General features: G+C 68.3%; 14 protein-coding genes. 4 read left to right on the top strand and 10 right to left on the bottom strand.

The genetic code is table 11. From position 1 onward, the window contains the following. Nucleotides 1-312 precede the first annotated feature (312 nt). The 5 genes from AB0E63_RS15910 to AB0E63_RS15890 form a co-directional block, all read right to left on the bottom strand. Nucleotides 313-963: a DUF2064 domain-containing protein gene (locus AB0E63_RS15910; RefSeq protein ID WP_360365973.1), complete on the bottom strand. Its 651-nt coding sequence runs from the start codon at nucleotides 961-963 to the stop codon at nucleotides 313-315. Further along, a complete protein-coding gene (locus tag AB0E63_RS15905; protein ID WP_360365971.1) occupies nucleotides 960-1364 on the bottom strand; it encodes a helix-turn-helix domain-containing protein in 405 nt (134 codons plus the stop codon). Before AB0E63_RS15905 ends, AB0E63_RS15910 begins: the two co-directional genes overlap by 4 nt. Before the next feature lie 125 nt (nucleotides 1365-1489). Then, nucleotides 1490-3256, bottom strand: a complete 1767-nt coding sequence (locus AB0E63_RS15900) for a helix-turn-helix domain-containing protein (RefSeq protein WP_360365969.1) — start codon at nucleotides 3254-3256, stop codon at nucleotides 1490-1492. Nucleotides 3257-3273: 17 nt separating this feature from the next. Beyond that, nucleotides 3274-4575, bottom strand: coding sequence for an MFS transporter (locus tag AB0E63_RS15895; RefSeq protein WP_360365967.1), 1302 nt, complete (start codon nucleotides 4573-4575; stop codon nucleotides 3274-3276). Between the two features lie 16 nt (nucleotides 4576-4591). After that, entirely contained in the window at nucleotides 4592-5320 is a 729-nt protein-coding gene (locus AB0E63_RS15890; RefSeq protein ID WP_360365965.1) for a 3-hydroxybutyrate dehydrogenase, read from the bottom strand. A gap of 146 nt (nucleotides 5321-5466) precedes the next feature. Here AB0E63_RS15890 and AB0E63_RS15885 point away from each other — a divergent pair, with 146 nt between their 5' ends. Beyond that, complete coding sequence (locus AB0E63_RS15885) at nucleotides 5467-7728, top strand: FdhF/YdeP family oxidoreductase (RefSeq protein ID WP_360365963.1); 2262 nt, start codon at nucleotides 5467-5469, stop codon at nucleotides 7726-7728. Here AB0E63_RS15885 and AB0E63_RS15880 read toward each other — a convergent pair. After that, entirely contained in the window at nucleotides 7703-8878 is a 1176-nt protein-coding gene (locus tag AB0E63_RS15880; protein WP_360365961.1) for an MFS transporter, read from the bottom strand. The genes AB0E63_RS15885 and AB0E63_RS15880 overlap by 26 nt on opposite strands. A 67-nt stretch (nucleotides 8879-8945) precedes the next feature. Between AB0E63_RS15880 and AB0E63_RS15875 the strand changes: the two genes are divergently transcribed. Beyond that, entirely contained in the window at nucleotides 8946-9521 is a 576-nt protein-coding gene (locus AB0E63_RS15875; protein ID WP_360365959.1) for a CGNR zinc finger domain-containing protein, read from the top strand. Here the strand turns inward: AB0E63_RS15875 and AB0E63_RS15870 are convergent. The 3 genes from AB0E63_RS15870 to AB0E63_RS15860 form a co-directional block, all read right to left on the bottom strand. Continuing rightward, nucleotides 9484-10176 (bottom strand): uridine kinase, encoded by a 693-nt coding sequence (locus AB0E63_RS15870; RefSeq protein WP_360365957.1) that lies wholly within the window; start codon nucleotides 10174-10176, stop codon nucleotides 9484-9486. The two genes, AB0E63_RS15875 and AB0E63_RS15870, sit on opposite strands and share 38 nt — an antisense overlap. Nucleotides 10177-10269: 93 nt before the next feature. Next, nucleotides 10270-12459 (bottom strand): MMPL family transporter, encoded by a 2190-nt coding sequence (locus AB0E63_RS15865; protein ID WP_360365955.1) that lies wholly within the window; start codon nucleotides 12457-12459, stop codon nucleotides 10270-10272. A 222-nt stretch (nucleotides 12460-12681) separates the two neighbouring features. After that, nucleotides 12682-13230, bottom strand: coding sequence for a M48 family metallopeptidase (locus tag AB0E63_RS15860; protein WP_360365953.1), 549 nt, complete (start codon nucleotides 13228-13230; stop codon nucleotides 12682-12684). Between the two features lie 524 nt (nucleotides 13231-13754). On the opposite strand from AB0E63_RS15860, the gene AB0E63_RS15855 reads away from it, so the two are divergent. Both AB0E63_RS15855 and AB0E63_RS15850 read left to right on the top strand, forming a co-directional pair. Then, nucleotides 13755-13913: a DUF5679 domain-containing protein gene (locus AB0E63_RS15855; RefSeq protein ID WP_012922897.1), complete on the top strand. Its 159-nt coding sequence runs from the start codon at nucleotides 13755-13757 to the stop codon at nucleotides 13911-13913. 149 nt (nucleotides 13914-14062) lie between these two features. Further along, a complete protein-coding gene (locus AB0E63_RS15850; protein ID WP_360365951.1) occupies nucleotides 14063-15373 on the top strand; it encodes an AarF/ABC1/UbiB kinase family protein in 1311 nt (436 codons plus the stop codon). A gap of 57 nt (nucleotides 15374-15430) precedes the next feature. Here the strand turns inward: AB0E63_RS15850 and AB0E63_RS15845 are convergent, their stop codons facing one another. Beyond that, nucleotides 15431-16900 carry an MFS transporter gene (locus tag AB0E63_RS15845; protein WP_360365949.1) on the bottom strand — a complete coding sequence of 490 codons (1470 nt, stop codon included), beginning with the start codon at nucleotides 16898-16900 and terminating at the stop codon, nucleotides 15431-15433. Nucleotides 16901-17191: the final 291 nt, after the last annotated feature.

Below are 17191 nucleotides of genomic sequence, written 5' to 3'. Positions count from 1 at the left end.
CCCCGTGTAACCCGGCATTACTGCTGATCCCCGTCGTACTGTTCATCCCCCGTGCGGTACGGCTGTCTCCTGCATTCCTTGCTGTTTCCCCGTGGAACTACGTATCCCCGTGTGGTGCCGCTTGCTGGTGCCCGTGACCCCGGTCAGGGTGGGGTTGGGCTGGCCGTCCCCCGGGTGTTGTCCGCGGGGCGACCCCTGGCGGGGGTGGGCTGGGCCGGGTACCGCCCCTGAACGGCATCGACGGTCAGTCCGAACTCCCCCCAGGAGTTTCCCGCTGCTTGGTGAACGAGCGGCGAGCGGGAAGGTGACGGCTCAGGAGCGACGAAGTATGGATCTTGTTGCGTCCCAACCCTCAAGGCCGGGATCCAATCGCGCTATGTCACCCGCCGATCGCAGACGGTGCCAACCTGGGCCGATCGCGACCGCATGCCGGCGGGGTTTGCGGGACTCCAGCTCGGACAGCGCGGTGTCGAAGGTGGGGGCGACCGCTGCCACCCAATCGGCGGTTGGGCGATTGACGCCGATCGCCGCCAGCGAACCGTCCTCGGCGGGGGTGACGGCGATGTCCGCGGTGCTGAGTGCGCGGAAGAGTTTGCCGATGAGGAGTCCTGGCAGATCGGGTACGTCATGGGAGACGGCGACTACTGCTGCGGCCGGGCCGGCGAGTTCTACTGCGTCGAGTACTGGTCGATTGGGGTCGACGGCGTAGACGGGAGTACCCGGCCAGGTCAGGTCACCGACCTCAGACACCGTGGACTCCGAGCCACCGACAACGGCAACCGCCACGTCGACCCGGTCCAGAGCCGCCAGCACCTCATACGTGTCCTCGGCCAACGCCAGCCGCCACGCCTCCGGGTCACGCCCCGGCGGTGCCCACGTCCCCAGAGCAGGTACGACGAGCACCACCACCCGCCGATCCGACGCCGTCACAGCCGCGCGCTCGTCCTGGTCCGACGAGCTCACGCTGGTGTGCTTACGTCGTAGGTGGTTCGGGCTGTGTTTACTTCGGTCATGTGGGTTTCGGCCCAGGACTTGATGGCGGCGATGAGGGGCATGAGGGTCCGGCCTAGCGGCGTTAGTTCGTAGTCGACGCGGACTGGGACTGAGGGCGTTACCGAGCGCATGAGGAGGCCGTCGCGTTCGAGGGAGCGCAGGGTTTGGGTGAGCATCTTCTGGCTGACGCCTGCGATTCGGCGGGACAGGTCGGAGTATCGCTGGGGGCCGTCGGCTAGGGCGGTGAGGATGAGGGTCACCCATTTGTCGCTGATGCGGTCCAGCAGTTGCCTGGCCGGACAGGTCGCCAGGAACGCGTCGTACTCGCGGGCTGCGTCTTCCCGGAGTTGGGCGGCCGTGCGGGTGGCCATGGCTCTCCTCGTCGTGCGATACGCACTTCCGGGTGCGTACTTCCCGCCAGAGAGTAACTCTCCGAAATTGGTGTCGCCAACAGGCGTCGAGCTAAGGAGATAGCCCGCTGTCACAGCGGCCCCGCCTAGTCCAGGGTCAGCTGTAGGCGGAGTGCGACCTGTACGTCGAGGGCGTGGTCGGGGTGCAGCCAGCCTTGACCGAGCAGCACGGTAATGCGGTCCAAACGCTGCTGGACCGTGTTCGGATGGACGTGCAGGGCATCAGCTGCACGGGTTGGGCTCTGTCCGGCCGCGAAGTACGCCCGCAGGGTTCCGATCAGGTCGGTCCCGCGCTGAGCGTCGTACTCGATCACTGGACCGAGCACGTGACCGACGTGCGCGGCAATGTCTGCGCGCGCCGCGCCGACGAGCCCTGCGAGGCCCAGGTCGTCCGGTGTTGCGGCCTGGGCGGTCCGGCCGAGTCGCAGCATGGTGGTTACCAGTCGGGCCGCTTGGCGATGCACTGCGATCAGGTCGCTCCCCCAGGCCGCTGGGCCGGTGACTGCGATCGTCACACCGGCCTGGCGGGCTACTGCGGCCAGTCCGTGGGCCACCTTCGCCGGGTCGGACGACGTGAACAGGAGCACGAGGTCCCCGGCGTACGGGCCGCTGAGGGTGAGCTTGTCTTCCAGCGGTGCGGTGAGCCTGGCCAGTACGCCGGTGTGGTCGCCGCGGCAGACCGCTACCACCAGGCGATCATGACGGCGGTTCGGTGCGACCAGCCGGAGCCGGTCGGTCAGTGTCCTCGGATCTGCGCTGCCACTCAACACATCTGCCAGCAGATCCGCCTGCGCCCGTTGGGTCTGCTGTGCGGCTTGCCGGCGGAACAGCAGCACCAGTGCGGTGACAACGGCGGCGCGTTCGACGATGCGCTGGTCCGCGCCGGACAGGTCGTCGACGCCACCGATCACCAGTGCGCCGAGTCGCTCGCCTTTCGCGGTCGCTGCGACCACCCAGCAGTCACCGATGCGAGTCAATCGACCGGACTCGGAGTCCTGCCAGGGCACCGTCGTTCCAGGTACGCCGCCGGCCACCGCGAGCTCGTTGCCGACAGCGTCGACCAAGACGACCCACACGTCGAGGAGCTCGGCCAGTGCGGCTGCGATCGCGTCCACATCACCACCGGACAACACGATCCCGGCGAAGCGGTCATGGGCTGCAGCCGCGTGCTCGACACCCGCGTGCGCAGCGGAGAGCTGGTCGAGTGCGGCCGCTGTCTCGGCCGCAGCACGGACCTGGACGATCGTCACGGCCGCCAGAGCTGCCAATGAACCGAGGAGCGACACCTCCTCGCGGCTGAACGGTCGGCGAGTCCGGTTGGAGGCGAACAGCACGCCGACGAAGGCTCCGTCGACGATGAGCGGCGTACCGCAGATGGCTACCAGACCCTCCTCACCAACCGCGTGGTCGATCGATGTGGTGTGCCGGAAGCGATGGTCGGCCGGATAGTCCGCAGTCCAGTACGGCTTGTAGGTCTCCGCGACCAGACCGCCGAGTCCCGCGCCCAGCGGAAGCCTGACCTGCTGGAAGGCCGCCGACACGGACCCATCGGTAGCCCGCATGTACGTGTCGCCGCGTGCCTCGTCGTACAAGGTCAGGTAGGCGACATCCGCGCCGAGCAGGGTGCGGGCGCGATGGACGATGGTGTCGAGTACGCCGCCTGGGTCCCGGGCGGAGGCGAGTTCGCGCGCCACATCGACCAGCGTGGACAGCTCGGCCTCACGCTTCTTGCTGGCGTCGATGCCGGCCCGGATCCGCAGGGCGAGGTCGCGTGCCACCGCGTCCTCGCCCGCCGCCCGGGCCAACTCGCTCCCGGGCGCGTCCTCGGCCAGCAGCCGGAGCAGCTCCTCCATCTTGGCGATGATGCCACCTACAGAGCGGTGAGGTCCCGGCGACGGGTTTCGGAGTACGACGTCACTGCGACCACCGAGATCACTGCGCAGGCTGCGACGTACACCGAGATCGCATAGCCGGAGTCGTACGCCTTGAGCAGGGCTACCGCGATGAACGGGGCCAGACCGCCCGCGATGATCGACGCGAGCTGGTAGCCCACCGACACACCGGAGTAGCGGACCCGCGTGCCGAAGAGCTCGGTGAAGAACGCTGCCTGCGGCCCGTACATCGCGCCATGCAGCACCAGTCCGACAGTGACGGCCAGTGTGGCGAGGGCGAAGTTCTTCGTGTTCACCAGGGCGATGAAGACGAAGGCCCACACGCCGACTCCGACCGCACCGATCAGATACACCGGCTTCCGGCCGATGCGGTCCGACAGCGCACCCCACAACGGGATCGCGAAGAAGTGGATGGCCGCACCGATCAGTACGGCGTTCAGCGCGAAGGACTTGCCCATGCCAAGGTGTTCCTTCGCGTACGTCGCGATGACGATGGTGAAGATGTAGTAGCTGACGTTCTCCGCCATCCGGGCGCCCATCGCGGTCAGGATCTCCCGCGGATAGCGTGTGATCACCTCGAGGATCGGCAGCTTGTCCACCGGCTGCTGCTTCGCCCGCGCTTCCTGGAACACCGGCGACTCCTCGATCCGCAGCCGCACCCACAGCCCCACCAGCACGAGTACGGCCGACAGTAGGAACGGAATGCGCCAGCCCCAGGAGTTGAACGCCTCGTCCGACTGGAATGCCGCCAGGCCGGCCAGTACGCCGTTCGCGATCAGCTGGCCGGCCGGAGCGCCGGCCTGTGGCCAGGATGCCCAGAAGCCACGCCGTGCGGGGTCACCGTGCTCGGACACGATCAGTACGGCGCCACCCCACTCACCACCGAGGGCGAAGCCCTGGATGAGTCGCAGCACGGTCAGCAGGACCGGAGCGAGCGCACCGACCTGTGCGTACGTCGGCAGCAGGCCGATGGCGAACGTAGCCACGCCCATCATCAGCAGCGACAGCACCAGCAGTTGCTTGCGCCCCAACCGGTCTCCGAAGTGGCCGAACACCACTCCGCCGATCGGACGGGCGAAGAAGCCCACTGCGAAGGTGGCGAAGCTCAGGAGCGTCCCTGTCAGCTCTTCGCCCTTCGGGAAGAAGAGATCACCGAACACGACCGACGCGGCGACGCCGTAGAGGAAGAAGTCGTACCACTCGACCGTCGTACCGACGAGACTCGCGCCGACCACGCGGACGATCGATGTCCGGGTGCGAACCGGTTCTGTTGCTGTCATGGGCGGGCTCCAGTTGCTAGTGGGCGGTCCAGCCGCCGTCGAGTACGAACGAGCTCCCCGTGATGGAAGCGGACGCCGGGCCGCACAGCAGCGCGACCAGCTCCGCCACTTCGGCCGGCTCGATCAGCCGCTTCACCGCGACCGGTTCGAGCAGAACCTTGTCCAGCACCTCTGCCTCGGACAGGCCGTGCGTGGCCGCCTGGTCCGCGAGCTGGGCGGTGACGAGCGGCGTACGGACGTACGCCGGGTTCACACAGTTGCTGGTCACGCCGTGCGCCGCGCCCTCCAGGGCGACGACCTTGCTGAGTCCTTCGAGTCCGTGCTTGGCAGCGACGTACGCCGCTTTGAACGGGCTGGCCCGGAGTCCGTGCACCGAGCTGATGTTGACCACGCGGCCCCAGCCGGCGCCGTACATGTGGGGCAGCGACTGCCGGATGAGCCGGAACGGTGACTCGAGCATGAGCCGCAGGATGTAGCTGAAGCGCTCCGGCGGGAACTGTTCGAGCGGTGCGACCTGCTGGACCCCGGCGTTGTTCACCAGGATGTCCACGTCTGTCGGCAGCTCGGACAGGCGGTCCAGGTCCGACAGATCGGCCACCACCGTCTCCACACCCTCGAGCGCCTCGAGTCCGGCCGGGTCGAAGTCGACTGCGACGACATGTACGCCGTCCGCCGCGAGGCGCCGGGCACACGCGGCGCCGATGCCGGACGCAGCTCCGGTGACGAGGGCTCGACGGGTCTCCATGGGCGACGACTGTAGAAATCCCCGCCCCGGCGCACTATGGGATGCGAGCACACATCCAGGCCCTGGTCAGTGGCGTTGTGCGCCACTTGTCCACAACTTCGCCTATCAAAGCAGCGCGTGATGATAGGTGGACCTATTGTTGAATCATGGTCGATATCGAACAGCCGAAGAAGAAGGCGGCCGGCGTCCCCGCGGTGCTCTCGTCGTTCAAGTTCGGTTTTCGGGAGATGGGCCTGGCGCGGACCGGCAAGGTCTTCTTGAAGATGAACCAGGACGGCGGGTTCGACTGCCCGTCCTGTGCCTGGCCGGACCCCGACCACAAGCGCAAGCACGCGGCCGAGTTCTGCGAGAACGGCGCCAAGGCGGTGGCCTGGGAGGCGACCCGCAAGCGGGTGCCGCGCGCCTTCTTCGCCGAGCACCCGGTCGAGGCGATGAACGAGATCTCCGAGTTCGAGCTCGGCAAGCTCGGCCGGATCACCGAGCCGATGCTGCTGCGGGCCGGGGCGACGCACTACGAGCCGGTCGGCTGGGAGGAGGCGTTCCAGGTCGTCGCGCGACACCTGAAGGCGCTGGTCGACCCGAACGACGCCGTCTTCTACACCTCCGGCCGGACCAGCAACGAGGCCGCGTTCCTCTACCAGCTGTTCGTCCGCGCCTACGGCACCAACAACCTGCCCGACTGCTCGAACATGTGCCACGAGTCGTCCGGTACGGCGCTGTCCCGGGTGATCGGCAGCGGGAAGGGCGCCGTCACGCTGGAGATGCTGGAAGAGGCCGAGCTGATCGTCGTCGTCGGCCAGAATCCGGGCACCAACGCACCCCGGATGCTCAGCCACCTCGAGATCGCGAAGAAGAACGGCGCCGACATCGTCTCGGTGAATCCGCTGCCCGAGCCCGGCCTGATGAACTTCAAGAACCCCCAGCGCCCGTCCGGCTGGATCGGCAAGGGTACGACGCTCGCCGACCAGCATCTGCAGATCCGGATCGGCGGCGACCAGGCGTTGTTCCTTGCCGTCGGCCACCTTCTGCTCGACGCCGAGGCGGCCAGCCCGGGGACTGTGCTGGACAAGTCCTTCATCGACGACCACACCAGCGGGTACGACCTCTACGCCAAGCACAACAGGGAGATCGACTGGGCGGCGGTCGAGCTCGCGACCGGGCTGCACCGCAGGGAGATCGAGGAGTTCACCCAGCGGTTCATCAAGTCCAAGGCAACAGTGATCTGCTGGGCGATGGGGCTGACCCAGCACCGCGAGGCCGTCGCGACGATCAGCGAGATCGTCAACGTGCTGCTCCTGCAGGGCAATATCGGCAAGCGTGGCGCCGGACCGTGTCCGGTGCGCGGCCACTCGAACGTGCAGGGCGACCGCAGCATGGGGATCTGGGAGAAGATGCCGGACGCCTTCCTGGACAAGCTGGACCACGAGTTCGCCTTCACCGCACCCCGCGAGCACGGCATCGACGCGGCCGCGACGGTGCAGCGGTTGCGGGACAACGCCGTACGGGTCTTCATCGCGATGGGTGGGAACTTCGCGTCCGCGACACCCGATACCGAGGTCGTGCATCGCGGTCTGCGCGAGTGCGATCTGACCGTGCACGTGTCGACGAAGCTCAACCGCTCGCACACCATCACCGGTCGCGAGGCGCTGATCCTGCCGACGCTCGGGCGGACCGACCACGACCACACGGCCGCGGGTCCGCAGTCGGTGACAGTCGAGGACTCGCAAGGCGCGGTCCATCTGTCCACCGGCAACCTGATCCCACCGGGTCCGGAGATGAAGTCGGAGATCGGCATCATCTGCGGGCTGGCGCAGGCCGTCGTACCGGATGTCGGGGAGATCCCGTGGGCTGACTTCGCCGATGACTACAGCCTGATCCGGCAGCGGATCGGGCGCGTGGCGGACGGGTACGAGAACTTCGAGGACCGCCTGCGAGCCAACGAGGGTGGGTTCCTGCTGGCGCACGCGGCCCGGGACAAGCGTGAGTTCCGGACGTCCGACGCGCGGGCGCAGTTCACGGCGAACGACCTGACCTGGTTGCCGACGGCGCCCGGTCGGCTGCTGCTGCAGACCATGCGCAGCCACGACCAGTTCAACACCACGATCTACGGGCTCGAGGACCGCTACCGCGGCGTGCACGGGACGCGCGAGGTCGTCTTCGTGCACCCGGACGACCTGGCCGAGCTGGGATTGAAGGACGGTGGGTACGTCGACATCGTGAGCGAGTTCGCGGGCGTCGAGCGGCGTGCCTCCCGGTTCCGGTTGGTCTCCTATCCGACCGCGCGCGGCTGTGTGGCGGCGTACTACCCGGAAACCAACGTGCTGATGGCCGCCGACGACGTTGCCAAGGGCAGCAACACACCGGTCGCGAAGGGTCTGACGGTCAGGCTGGAGCCAGTCGCTTCCTGAACCACGACTGGAGGATCGCCAGTGCCGCGGCCACCGCGGCACTGGTGAGCCACAGACCCTTGGGACCTGCTGCGTCGAGGAGTTGAGTGACGGTCAGTGGCGCGATCGTCGTCGCGATGCCCCAGCTGAGGCCGAAAACAGCGAGGTAGCGGCCGCGGGCGTGATCCGGCGCGAGGCCGGATGCCTGCGTCAGGTAGCGGGTCAGGAGGAACAGGTCGCCTAGGCTCCACAGGACCGTGGCGAGCAGGAAGATCGGGAGGCTGTGCGCAAACGCGCTGAGGGCCAGGCCGGCGCCGAGCAGGACGTAGCCGATGCTCATCGCCCGGAAGTCGTCGAGGTGCTGGATGCGCAGCACGCGCTGGGCGAGGATGAGGGTGACTGCGGAGACGGCGAGGATGATGCCGGTGCCTGATTTCGGGAGGCCTTGCTCGAGCAGCGTGAGTGGCATGCCGATGATCAACTGCATGTAGAGGATGGCGAAGACAGTGCCGCCGGCAAGCAACAGCAGTAGTCGGCGGTCGCTCCAGACGGCTGTTGCGATCGCGGGCGCGACCTCACGTTGTCGTCGTACGTCGGCTGGCAGTGCGAGCGCGACCAGCACGGCGCAGGCCAGGCAGGTGATCGCATCGGCGACGAAGAGCCAGCGCAGGTCCACATGGCTGATCGCCGCTGCGAGCAGACCGGCCAGGACCCCGGCCGCGGCCAGCGCCGCGCTGTAGAGACCGTACGCCGCCGGGCGCTGCGCAGGCTCCGTGACGTCAGCGATCATCGCCTGGCTCGGCGGCTCATAGATCTCGAAGACAAGGCCGAGCAGCAGGGTGGCGACGACTGCGGACCAGAGCACGTGGCTGAGCGCTATCCAGGTCTGGGCGATCGCGCAGCCGGTCAGGCCGAGGACGATCGTCCGGCGGCGGCCGAGGCGGTCGGCCAGGTGACCGCCGAGCAGCCGGGACGGGATCGTGGCCGCGCCGAAGAGCGCCAGGATCACGCCGGTCTGGCCGAGCGAGGCGCCGAACTCGACGGTGAGCACCACCCCGAGGAACGGCAGCGTGAACGCGCCGATCTTGTTGACCGCGCGAGCCACGACCAGGATCCACACCGCCGGGGACAACCCACGCCAGGGCGCGGTCAGGGTCGCGGCAGCACTCATGTCCGACTCCATGACTGTCTAAGTGGTTATGATCGGTCACGCGAGTTCGAGCCTACGGAGAGATCTTGTGACTGGTCAAGTGTCTTTTGATAGTCATGCCCGGAACGTGCTGGCGGCCTCCGTCGAGTACGTGAACCGGCTGACGCCCGGTGAGTCCGGCGGCGCCGCGTACGCCGTACCGGACGACAAGGCGCAGGCCGTGGCCGACGCTTTGGTCGCCATCGGCTATCCGCAGCCATCGGTCCGGTCGGAGGACGCGCGGCGGCTGGCCATGCTCGCGGGACGGATGCGGATCGTTTTCGAGGCGGCGCACAGTGGCGACCTCGATCGGGCCGCCGACGAGGTGAACTCGCTGCTCCTGGACACCAACGCGCGACCGCAGTTGGACCGGCGCAACGACGGCTGGAGTCTGCACTTCCACGGCCCGGACGATGGTCTCGTCAACGGCTGGGCCGCCGGCTGCGCGGCCGGTCTCGCCCTCGCGCTGGGCACGGGCCTGGCCGGCCGCCTGGGAGTCTGCGCGGCGCCGCACTGCGACCGCGTCTTCGTCGACGTCTCCCGCAACGGCCAGCGCCGCTTCTGCTCACCCCAATGTCAGAGCCGGGTCAAAGCCGCGGCACATCGCGCTCGGCAAACCACGTGAGTGTCGGGTTCGCCGGGTCCTGGTTGCCCACGACAACCTGTGCACGGTCCTTCGGATGAACCTGATCGACGTACAGGCGCTCGCCGGGGATGTACCTGGTGCGGTAGCGGTGCTCGGCGGCCTCGGCGGAGTCCATCCACTGCTGGTCGCGAATGGTGCCGCGGCGGAGTACTTCCTCGAAGGTGATGTCCACGTAGACGCGGAGATCCCAGTAGTCGTCGAGCTCAGGCCGTTGGAGGAATGCGCCGTCAGCCAGCAGCACGGCATCGTCTGCTGCCACCGCGACGGGCGTGTCGAGGACAGTCTTGGCGGACGAGTCCCTGATCCCGGCGGTGTACCGGCGATCGCCGTCTGGTCCGAGCGGCACCAACAGTCGGTCGCGAATGGCCTCGTTGTCCCACGTCTCTAGGTAGTAGCTCTCCGGCGAGTCCACCGGGTACGTCGTACGTAGCTCGACCGCACGCTTGAAGTGGTCGATCTCCGCCCGGATCACCTCACGCTCGGTGCGATCACGCAGTACCTGCACGAGCTCATCCGCCAGCGTGGTCTTCCCGGCCGCCGAACACCCATCGATCGCTACCCGCACCGGGTGCGGCCGTTCCACCGCGAGCACCAACTCCGCCAACTGCACCAACGTCTCGGCCCGCTGATCCACAGCTTCTCCTTCCCCAGGAGGAGCGACGCTAGCAGCCCGACCACGGGCGAGCGCCCCACCGGCGGGTGGGGCGCTCGCGTCGTACCGCAACCGTCAGCCGACCGGGGTGAGCTCGCGCTCCTCCTCCGGGGCGGGCGGCTGGATCGCGTGCTTCGACGGCGTACCGCGGAGCCACTTGGGAGCCCACCAGTTGGCCTCGCCGAGCAGGATCATCGCGCTGGGCAGGACGACCGCCCGGATGATGGTCGCGTCGATCAGGATGGCGACCGCCAAGCCGACACCGAGCTGCTTCATGTCCAGCGTGCTCAGCGTGGCGAACACCGCGAACACCCCGATCATCACGGCCGCCGCGCTGGTGACCACGCCGGCCGAGCCGGTGATGCCGTCGGCCACAGCCTGCTTGGTCGGCACACCGCGCAGCACCGCCTCGCGGATCCGGCTGACCACGAACACGTGGTAGTCCATCGACAGACCGAACAGCACCACGAAGAGGAACAGCGGCAACCAACTGACCACCGCACCGTTCGACCGGAAGCCGAGGATCCCCTCGGCCCAGGTGTTCTGGAACACCGCCGTGACGACGCCGTACGCCGCTCCGGCACTCAGCAGGTTCAGCACGATCGCAGTGAACGCGACGACCACCGACCGGAACGTCACCATCATCACGATCAGCGTCAGCAGCAGCACGAACCCGATCACCAGCGGCAGCTTCTCCCGCGTGTGCGCCGCATAGTCGACATCCGCGGCCACGAACCCACCGACGGCGTACTCGACTCCCGGCACCTTGCCGACCGTCTCCGGCATCAGTTCCTTACGCAGCTTGGTCAGCGAGTCCCGCGCCTCCTGGCTGCCACCCTCGTACGGCGTGGCGACCTCGAGCGTCGTGACCGTGCCGTCCTTGGAGACCCGCGGCTCCTCGAGACCGTCCTGAGCGAACAGCTTGTCCTTCTCCGTGCGCTGCATGAGTTCAGCCAGAGCTGCCTTGACCGCAGGCGCCTGGTTGGCCGGAGCCCGTACGGCGACCTCGTGGCTGGTGCCCGTGCTCGGGAAGGCCGCGGTCAGCCGGTCGTACGCCTTCATCACCGACGTGGTGCGCGGCAGGTCCTCGGTGCCCGGGAACTTCAGCGTCATCCCGAGCGCCGGCGACGCGACCGCGAGCAATGCGGTGACGGAAACCAGCAGAGTGGCGACCGGGTGCTTCAGGGCCGGCTTCAGCACTGCCGGCCAGAACCGCGGCTTGCCCTTGCTCGCGGTCAGCCGCCAGACCAGCGGGATCCGTGGGCGGTCCACCCAGCGACCGAGCTTCGCCAGTACGGCGGGGAGCACGGTCAGCGAGCCGACGACGGCCACCGCGACGACCAGGATCGAGCCGACCGCGAACGACGAGAACACCGCGTCCCGGGCCAGGAACAACCCGGCCATCGAGATGATCACCGCAGTACCGGAGACGACGACCGCGTGGCCGGATGTGGCGGCGGCGATCTCGACCGCGTCGACGTGACCGCGACCCTTGGCACGTTCCTCGCGTTCGCGGCGTAGGTAGAACAGTGAATAGTCGACGCCGACTGCCATACCGATCAGCAGGATCACGCTGTTCACCGCGTCGACCGCGGGGATGAGCTGGGACGCGGCTGCCGATAGGCCGATCGCGGCTGCGACGGCGGACAACGCGAGTACCAGCGGCACGGAGGCGGCGATCAGCGCGCCGAACGCGATCAAGAGGATCGCAAGCGTCACCGGCAGGCTGAACATCTCGGCGCGCTTGAAGTCCTTGCCGAGCGTCTCGTTCAGCGCCTTGTCGATCGACAGACCACCGACCTCTTCGATCCGGAGCTTCGGATACTCCTGCTGGATCTTGGCTGTGGTGTCGAGGAGCGGCTGGACCCGGTTGTCACCGTCGCCGTCCTTCAGGGTGACCCTGACGATCACCGCGTCCTTGTTCGGCGACGGCATCGGCTGAGCGACCTCCGCGACCCCACCGAGGGCGCGCATCCGCTGGATCACCACGCCGGCCGCCTGGTTGGCCGCCGCCTGGTCGAGCGTCCCGGACGGAGCCGTGATCAGCACGCTCTCCACATCCGGGTCGGCGAAGTTGCCGGACTTGACGATGTTGTCCGCCCGGGTCACCTCACCGATGTCGCCCTCGTTCTCCGACTCCTTGGTCCCGGTCACCGAGCCGATCGCGAAACACGCGATCACGACGACCACCCACATCGCGATCGCCCGCCACGGATGGGTGGCACTCCAGCGTGCCGCCCGGACGGTGATCTGTCCCCTGGCCATACGTTCCCTGCCCCTCTGCCCCGCCACCTGGCGGCGCCCCACCCAGCGCACCTGGCGTGGCGCTGGCTACGGCTCAACCCTGGCTTGCGGAGCCGGGCCACGACCATGCAGGAAGCCACCCAGTTCACCCTGGGGCTAACCCCACCCCACCCTTTCTCGTACGCCGTACGGCGCCGGGGTGATCGGAGGTTTCGGACGTCTGGCAGCGCCCGTGAGCGGGGCTCAGAAGTCCTCGAGATCCAGCGAGGAGGCGGCCGAAATCCCCTCCAGATACCCCTCGGCACGCTCGGCCTTGGGGTAGCGGTGGACCAGCGCCCAGAAGGCCGCGTTGTGGGCCGGCTCGACCAGATGGGCGAGTTCGTGGATGAGCACATAGTCGACCACCCAGCCCGGCATCGACTGCAGACGGGTGCTCAAACGGATCGATCTGTCCGCCGGAGTGCAGGATCCCCACCGTCTGTTTTGGTTCGAAACCCACCTCACAGACGCAGGTTCGGGCACTTCGGGGAGATGGCGACACGCGAGTTCGTGTGCTCTGGCCAACAATTTTTCGTCCGACACGCGGGATCTGCTGCGCTGCTTGTCCAGCCGCGCCAACATGGTCTCGACCCAGCGCGCCTCCTCCACGGCCGACAACCGGTCGGGCATCAGCACGACGACCCGCTCGCCGTCCCGGTACGCGCTGACGGTCCGCTTGCGCCGCTTGCTGCGACGGATGTCCACGAACGGCGGGATCGGGCCCGGGGTCGAACGCGGTGGAGAGTCGGCCATGCGTCAAAACGTACCCCCAGAATCTGACAACTTTCTTCCGTCCACATCCTGTGCATCAACGTTTTCGCAGGTCAGACGCCAGATCTTGGGCCGGCCGATCCCGGTTGTTCACACCGTGTTCCCCTGGGTGTCCACAGCGCCGCGCGGCGCGTCCCACAGGTTGCCCACAGAGTTATCCACAGGCGTGGACAACGCGGGCTTGCCACCTCCACCGCCGCCACTTAGCGTCAGGTCCAACAGGCTCCCGGACCGCCTCCGGGGCCGCTCGGAGGGGAAGCCGAGCGGTTCCGAAGGCGGATCCCCGGGAGCCTGTCCCGTGCTGCCGAGAGGTCCGGAAAGGGCTTTCCTCGGGGGATTCCAGCGGCACGCGGGCTGGGAGGTGCGCTTGAGCGTGCGCCAGCCTGCCGTAGGGTGAATCCCGACTGGGCCGAACGGCCTACGGCAGGACGGTCTGCCGTTAGCATCCACGACGGCCGCGGGGTCGGAACCCCGAGGCTGGTATTCAGAGCAAGGAGAGGGCCCTCATGGCAGAGACCTGGAGCGGCGAGTTCTACTGCGTCAAGTGCAAGGCCAAGCGCACCGCCGACGGCGAGGTCAAGGTCAACGACAAGGGCACGCGCATGGCCAAGGCCAAGTGCCCCGAGTGCGGTACGAACCTGAACCGGATCCTCGGCAAGGCCTGACGCACCAAGTCGTAGGGGCGGTGGCCGGCACGTTGCGCGTGCCGGACGCCGCCCCTCCGTCGTCCGCAGCCGGCCTGCGGCGTACGCCGTACGCGACATGCCGGTGACCCGGCCGGAGGGTCACTTGGGTGACCGGACAGAATGGGAACGTGTCGGACCTTCCTCGTAAGGCGCTGAGCCGGACCGCGAAACTTGCCAGCCTGCCCCTCGGTGCCGCCGGGCGGGCGACGGTCGGCCTGGGCAAGCGCATCGGTGGCGCCCCGGCCGAGACCGTGCTCGCCGAGTTCCAGCGCCGGACCGCCGACCAATTGTTCGCCGTCCTCGGCGAGCTCAAGGGCGGCGCGATGAAGTTCGGGCAGATGCTCAGCCTGATGGAGTCCGCGATGCCTGAGGAGTTCGCGGCGCCGTACCGGGCCACCCTGACCAAGCTGCAGGACTCCGCCCCGCCGATGCCGGCCTCGACCGTGCACACGATCTTGTCGCGCGAGCTGGGCAAGCGCTGGCGGGACCGGTTCTCGGAGTTCGACGACCTGCCGGCAGCGGCCGCGTCGATCGGCCAGGTGCACCGCGGCGTCCTCATGGACGGCCGCGAGGTAGCCGTGAAGCTGCAGTACCCGGGTGCCGCCGACGCGCTCCGCGCGGACCTGCGCCAGCTCGGCCGGTTCGCCCGGACCTTCGGGACGTTCATCCCCGGCCTGGACATCAAGCCGCTCGTCGCCGAACTGCAGGAGCGGATCGGCGAGGAGCTCGACTACGACCGCGAGTCCCAGGCCCAGCAGCAGTACGCCGACGCCTTCAAGGACCACCCGGAGTTCGTCGTTCCCCGCGTCATCAAGCACTCCCCCACGGTCATCGTCTCGGAGTGGATCGAGGGCCGGCCGCTGTCGTCGTTCATCACCGACGGCACGAAGCAGGAGCGCGACGAGATCGGGCTGAAGTACGTCCGGTTCATGTTCAGCGGACCGAAGTACGCCGGTCTGCTGCACTCGGACCCCCATCCGGGGAACTTCCGGGTGATGGCCGACGGCCGGCTCGGCGTGGTCGACTTCGGCCTGTGCGCCAGGCTGCCGGACGGCCTACCGCCAGCGATCGGGCGGCTGCTGCGGATCTCCCTGCAAGGCGACGCTACGGCCGTCCTGGCCGGACTGCGCGACGAGGGCTTCATCAAGCCGCGGATGGAGATCGACCCCGACCAGCTGATGGATTACCTGGCGCCGTTCGCCGAGCCGGCCCGGGCCGAGACGTTCCAGTTCAGCCGGGCCTGGATGCGTGCCCAGGCGAACCGGACGGGCGACTTCCGCTCCCCCAGCGCGTCGATGGCGCTCAAGATCAACCTGCCGCCGTCGTACCTGCTGATCCACCGCGTGTGGATCGGCGGCATCGCCGTACTCTCGCAACTCGAGGCGGAAGCGCCGTTCCGGTCCGTCCTGGAGGAGTTCCTGCCCGGGTTCACCGACTGACTCGCTTCATCGACTGACTCGCCTTACCGACTGACTCGCTTCACCGACTGAGCGGCTTCACCGGCTGAGGGGCGGCGTCGCGCGGAGGGTGATCGCGAGCAGGATCGCGATGGCGGTCAGGGCGACGGCGGTGATACCGGCCGCGAGGTGGAAGCCGCTGGTGAACGCTTCGCGGGCCTGGGTGAGGACGTCGTCGGGGACGCCCTGGGTGATCGCCTCGCCGAGGGAGTTACCGCCGCGGCCGCCCATCTGGCTGCGGTACACCGCGGTGACCACGCTGCCCAGGATCGCGATGCCCAGCGCGTAGCCGAACTCGTTGCCGGTCTGCGTCAGCGCGCCGGCGGACCCGGCCTTCTCGGGCGGGACCGAGCCGATGACCAGGTTCGTCCCGAGCGTGACCAGTGGCGCGGCACCGATGCACTCGACCGCGAACGCGATCACCAGGACGGTGGTCGATGTCGCCTGCGTCATCACGGCCATCCCGACGATCGTGAACGCGATGCCGGCCGGGATCAGCACGCCCGGCCGGATCCGCTGCGCCAGCCGCGGCGCCAACTGGAAGGCGATGGTCGACGTGATCATGCCCGGGACCAGCGCGATCCCGGCGGCCAGCGGGGTCATGCCCTGCACCAGCTGGAAGTACTGCGCCACGAACACCATGACGCCGCCGGAGAGCATCGAGTACGACATCATGCTGCCGAGCGTCACGCTGAACGTCCGCCGGGTGAACAGCCGTACGTCGACCAACGGGTCAGCCAGGCGACGCTGACGCCGTACGAAGATCCAGCCGAACACGCCGCCGATCAGCAGCGCAGCGACGGACTGTGCGCCGGGGCCGTGCGCGGCCAGGTGCTTCAGCCCGTGGATCGCGGGCAGGATCGCGGCCAGCGACAGCACGACGCTCGGTACGTCGATCCGCCCGGCCCGCTCGTTGCGGTACTCCGGCAGCAGCACCGGACCGACCACGAGCAGCACGACCATCGCCGGTACGCCGATCAAGAAGGCCGAGCCCCACCAGAAATGGTTGAGCAGCACGCCGCCGACAATCGGCCCGACGGTGGCGCCGACCGTGAAGCAACCGCCCCAGACACCCAGCGCGGTCGCCCGCTGCCGCGCATCCGGGAACAGCGTCGAGATCAGCGACAACGTGCACGGCGCGATCGCAGCACCGGCGATCCCCAGCACTGCCCGCGCGCCGATCAGCATGCCGGGACTAACCGAGTACGCCGCGACGATCGAAGCCACACCGAAGACGGCAGCCGCGGTCAACAGCAGCCGACGCCGGCCGATCCGGTCACCGAGGTTCCCCATCGTGATCATCAGCCCGGCGACCATGAACCCGTACACATCCAAGATCCACAACTGCTGACTGCTCGTCGCACCAAGCGCCTCGGTCACCGCCGGCACGGCCAGCAACATCACGAACAGATCCAACGACACCAACAACGTGGCAAGGCACAAAACCCCCAGCGCAACCCACTGCCGCCGCCCCGTCCCCACGGCCCCGCCCTCAGTACCGACTGTCATGATCCGGTGTCCTTCCGCAGGAGTGCCATCACCCCTACGTCGACCGAATCCCCCCAATCTCGACACCCACCCCCAAACCACCCGCCGCGCCCCGCCCGCCGACAGACCACCCCAGCCGCGACGTCCGCCCGCCCACAGACCACCCCAGCCGGGCCCTCGTCGCCACAGACCACCCCAGCCGCGAACCCCGCCGCCCACAGACCACCCCAGCCGCGACGTCCGCCCGCCCACAGACCACCTCAGCCGGGCCCTCGTCGCCACAGACCACCCCAGCCGCGAACCCCGCCGCCC

Source organism: Kribbella sp. NPDC026596, from assembly GCF_040638415.1.
Lineage (GTDB): Bacteria > Actinomycetota > Actinomycetes > Propionibacteriales > Kribbellaceae > Kribbella.
The sequence above is the reverse complement of the archived record's forward strand: the minus strand, read 5'-3'. Positions and strand labels throughout refer to the sequence as shown.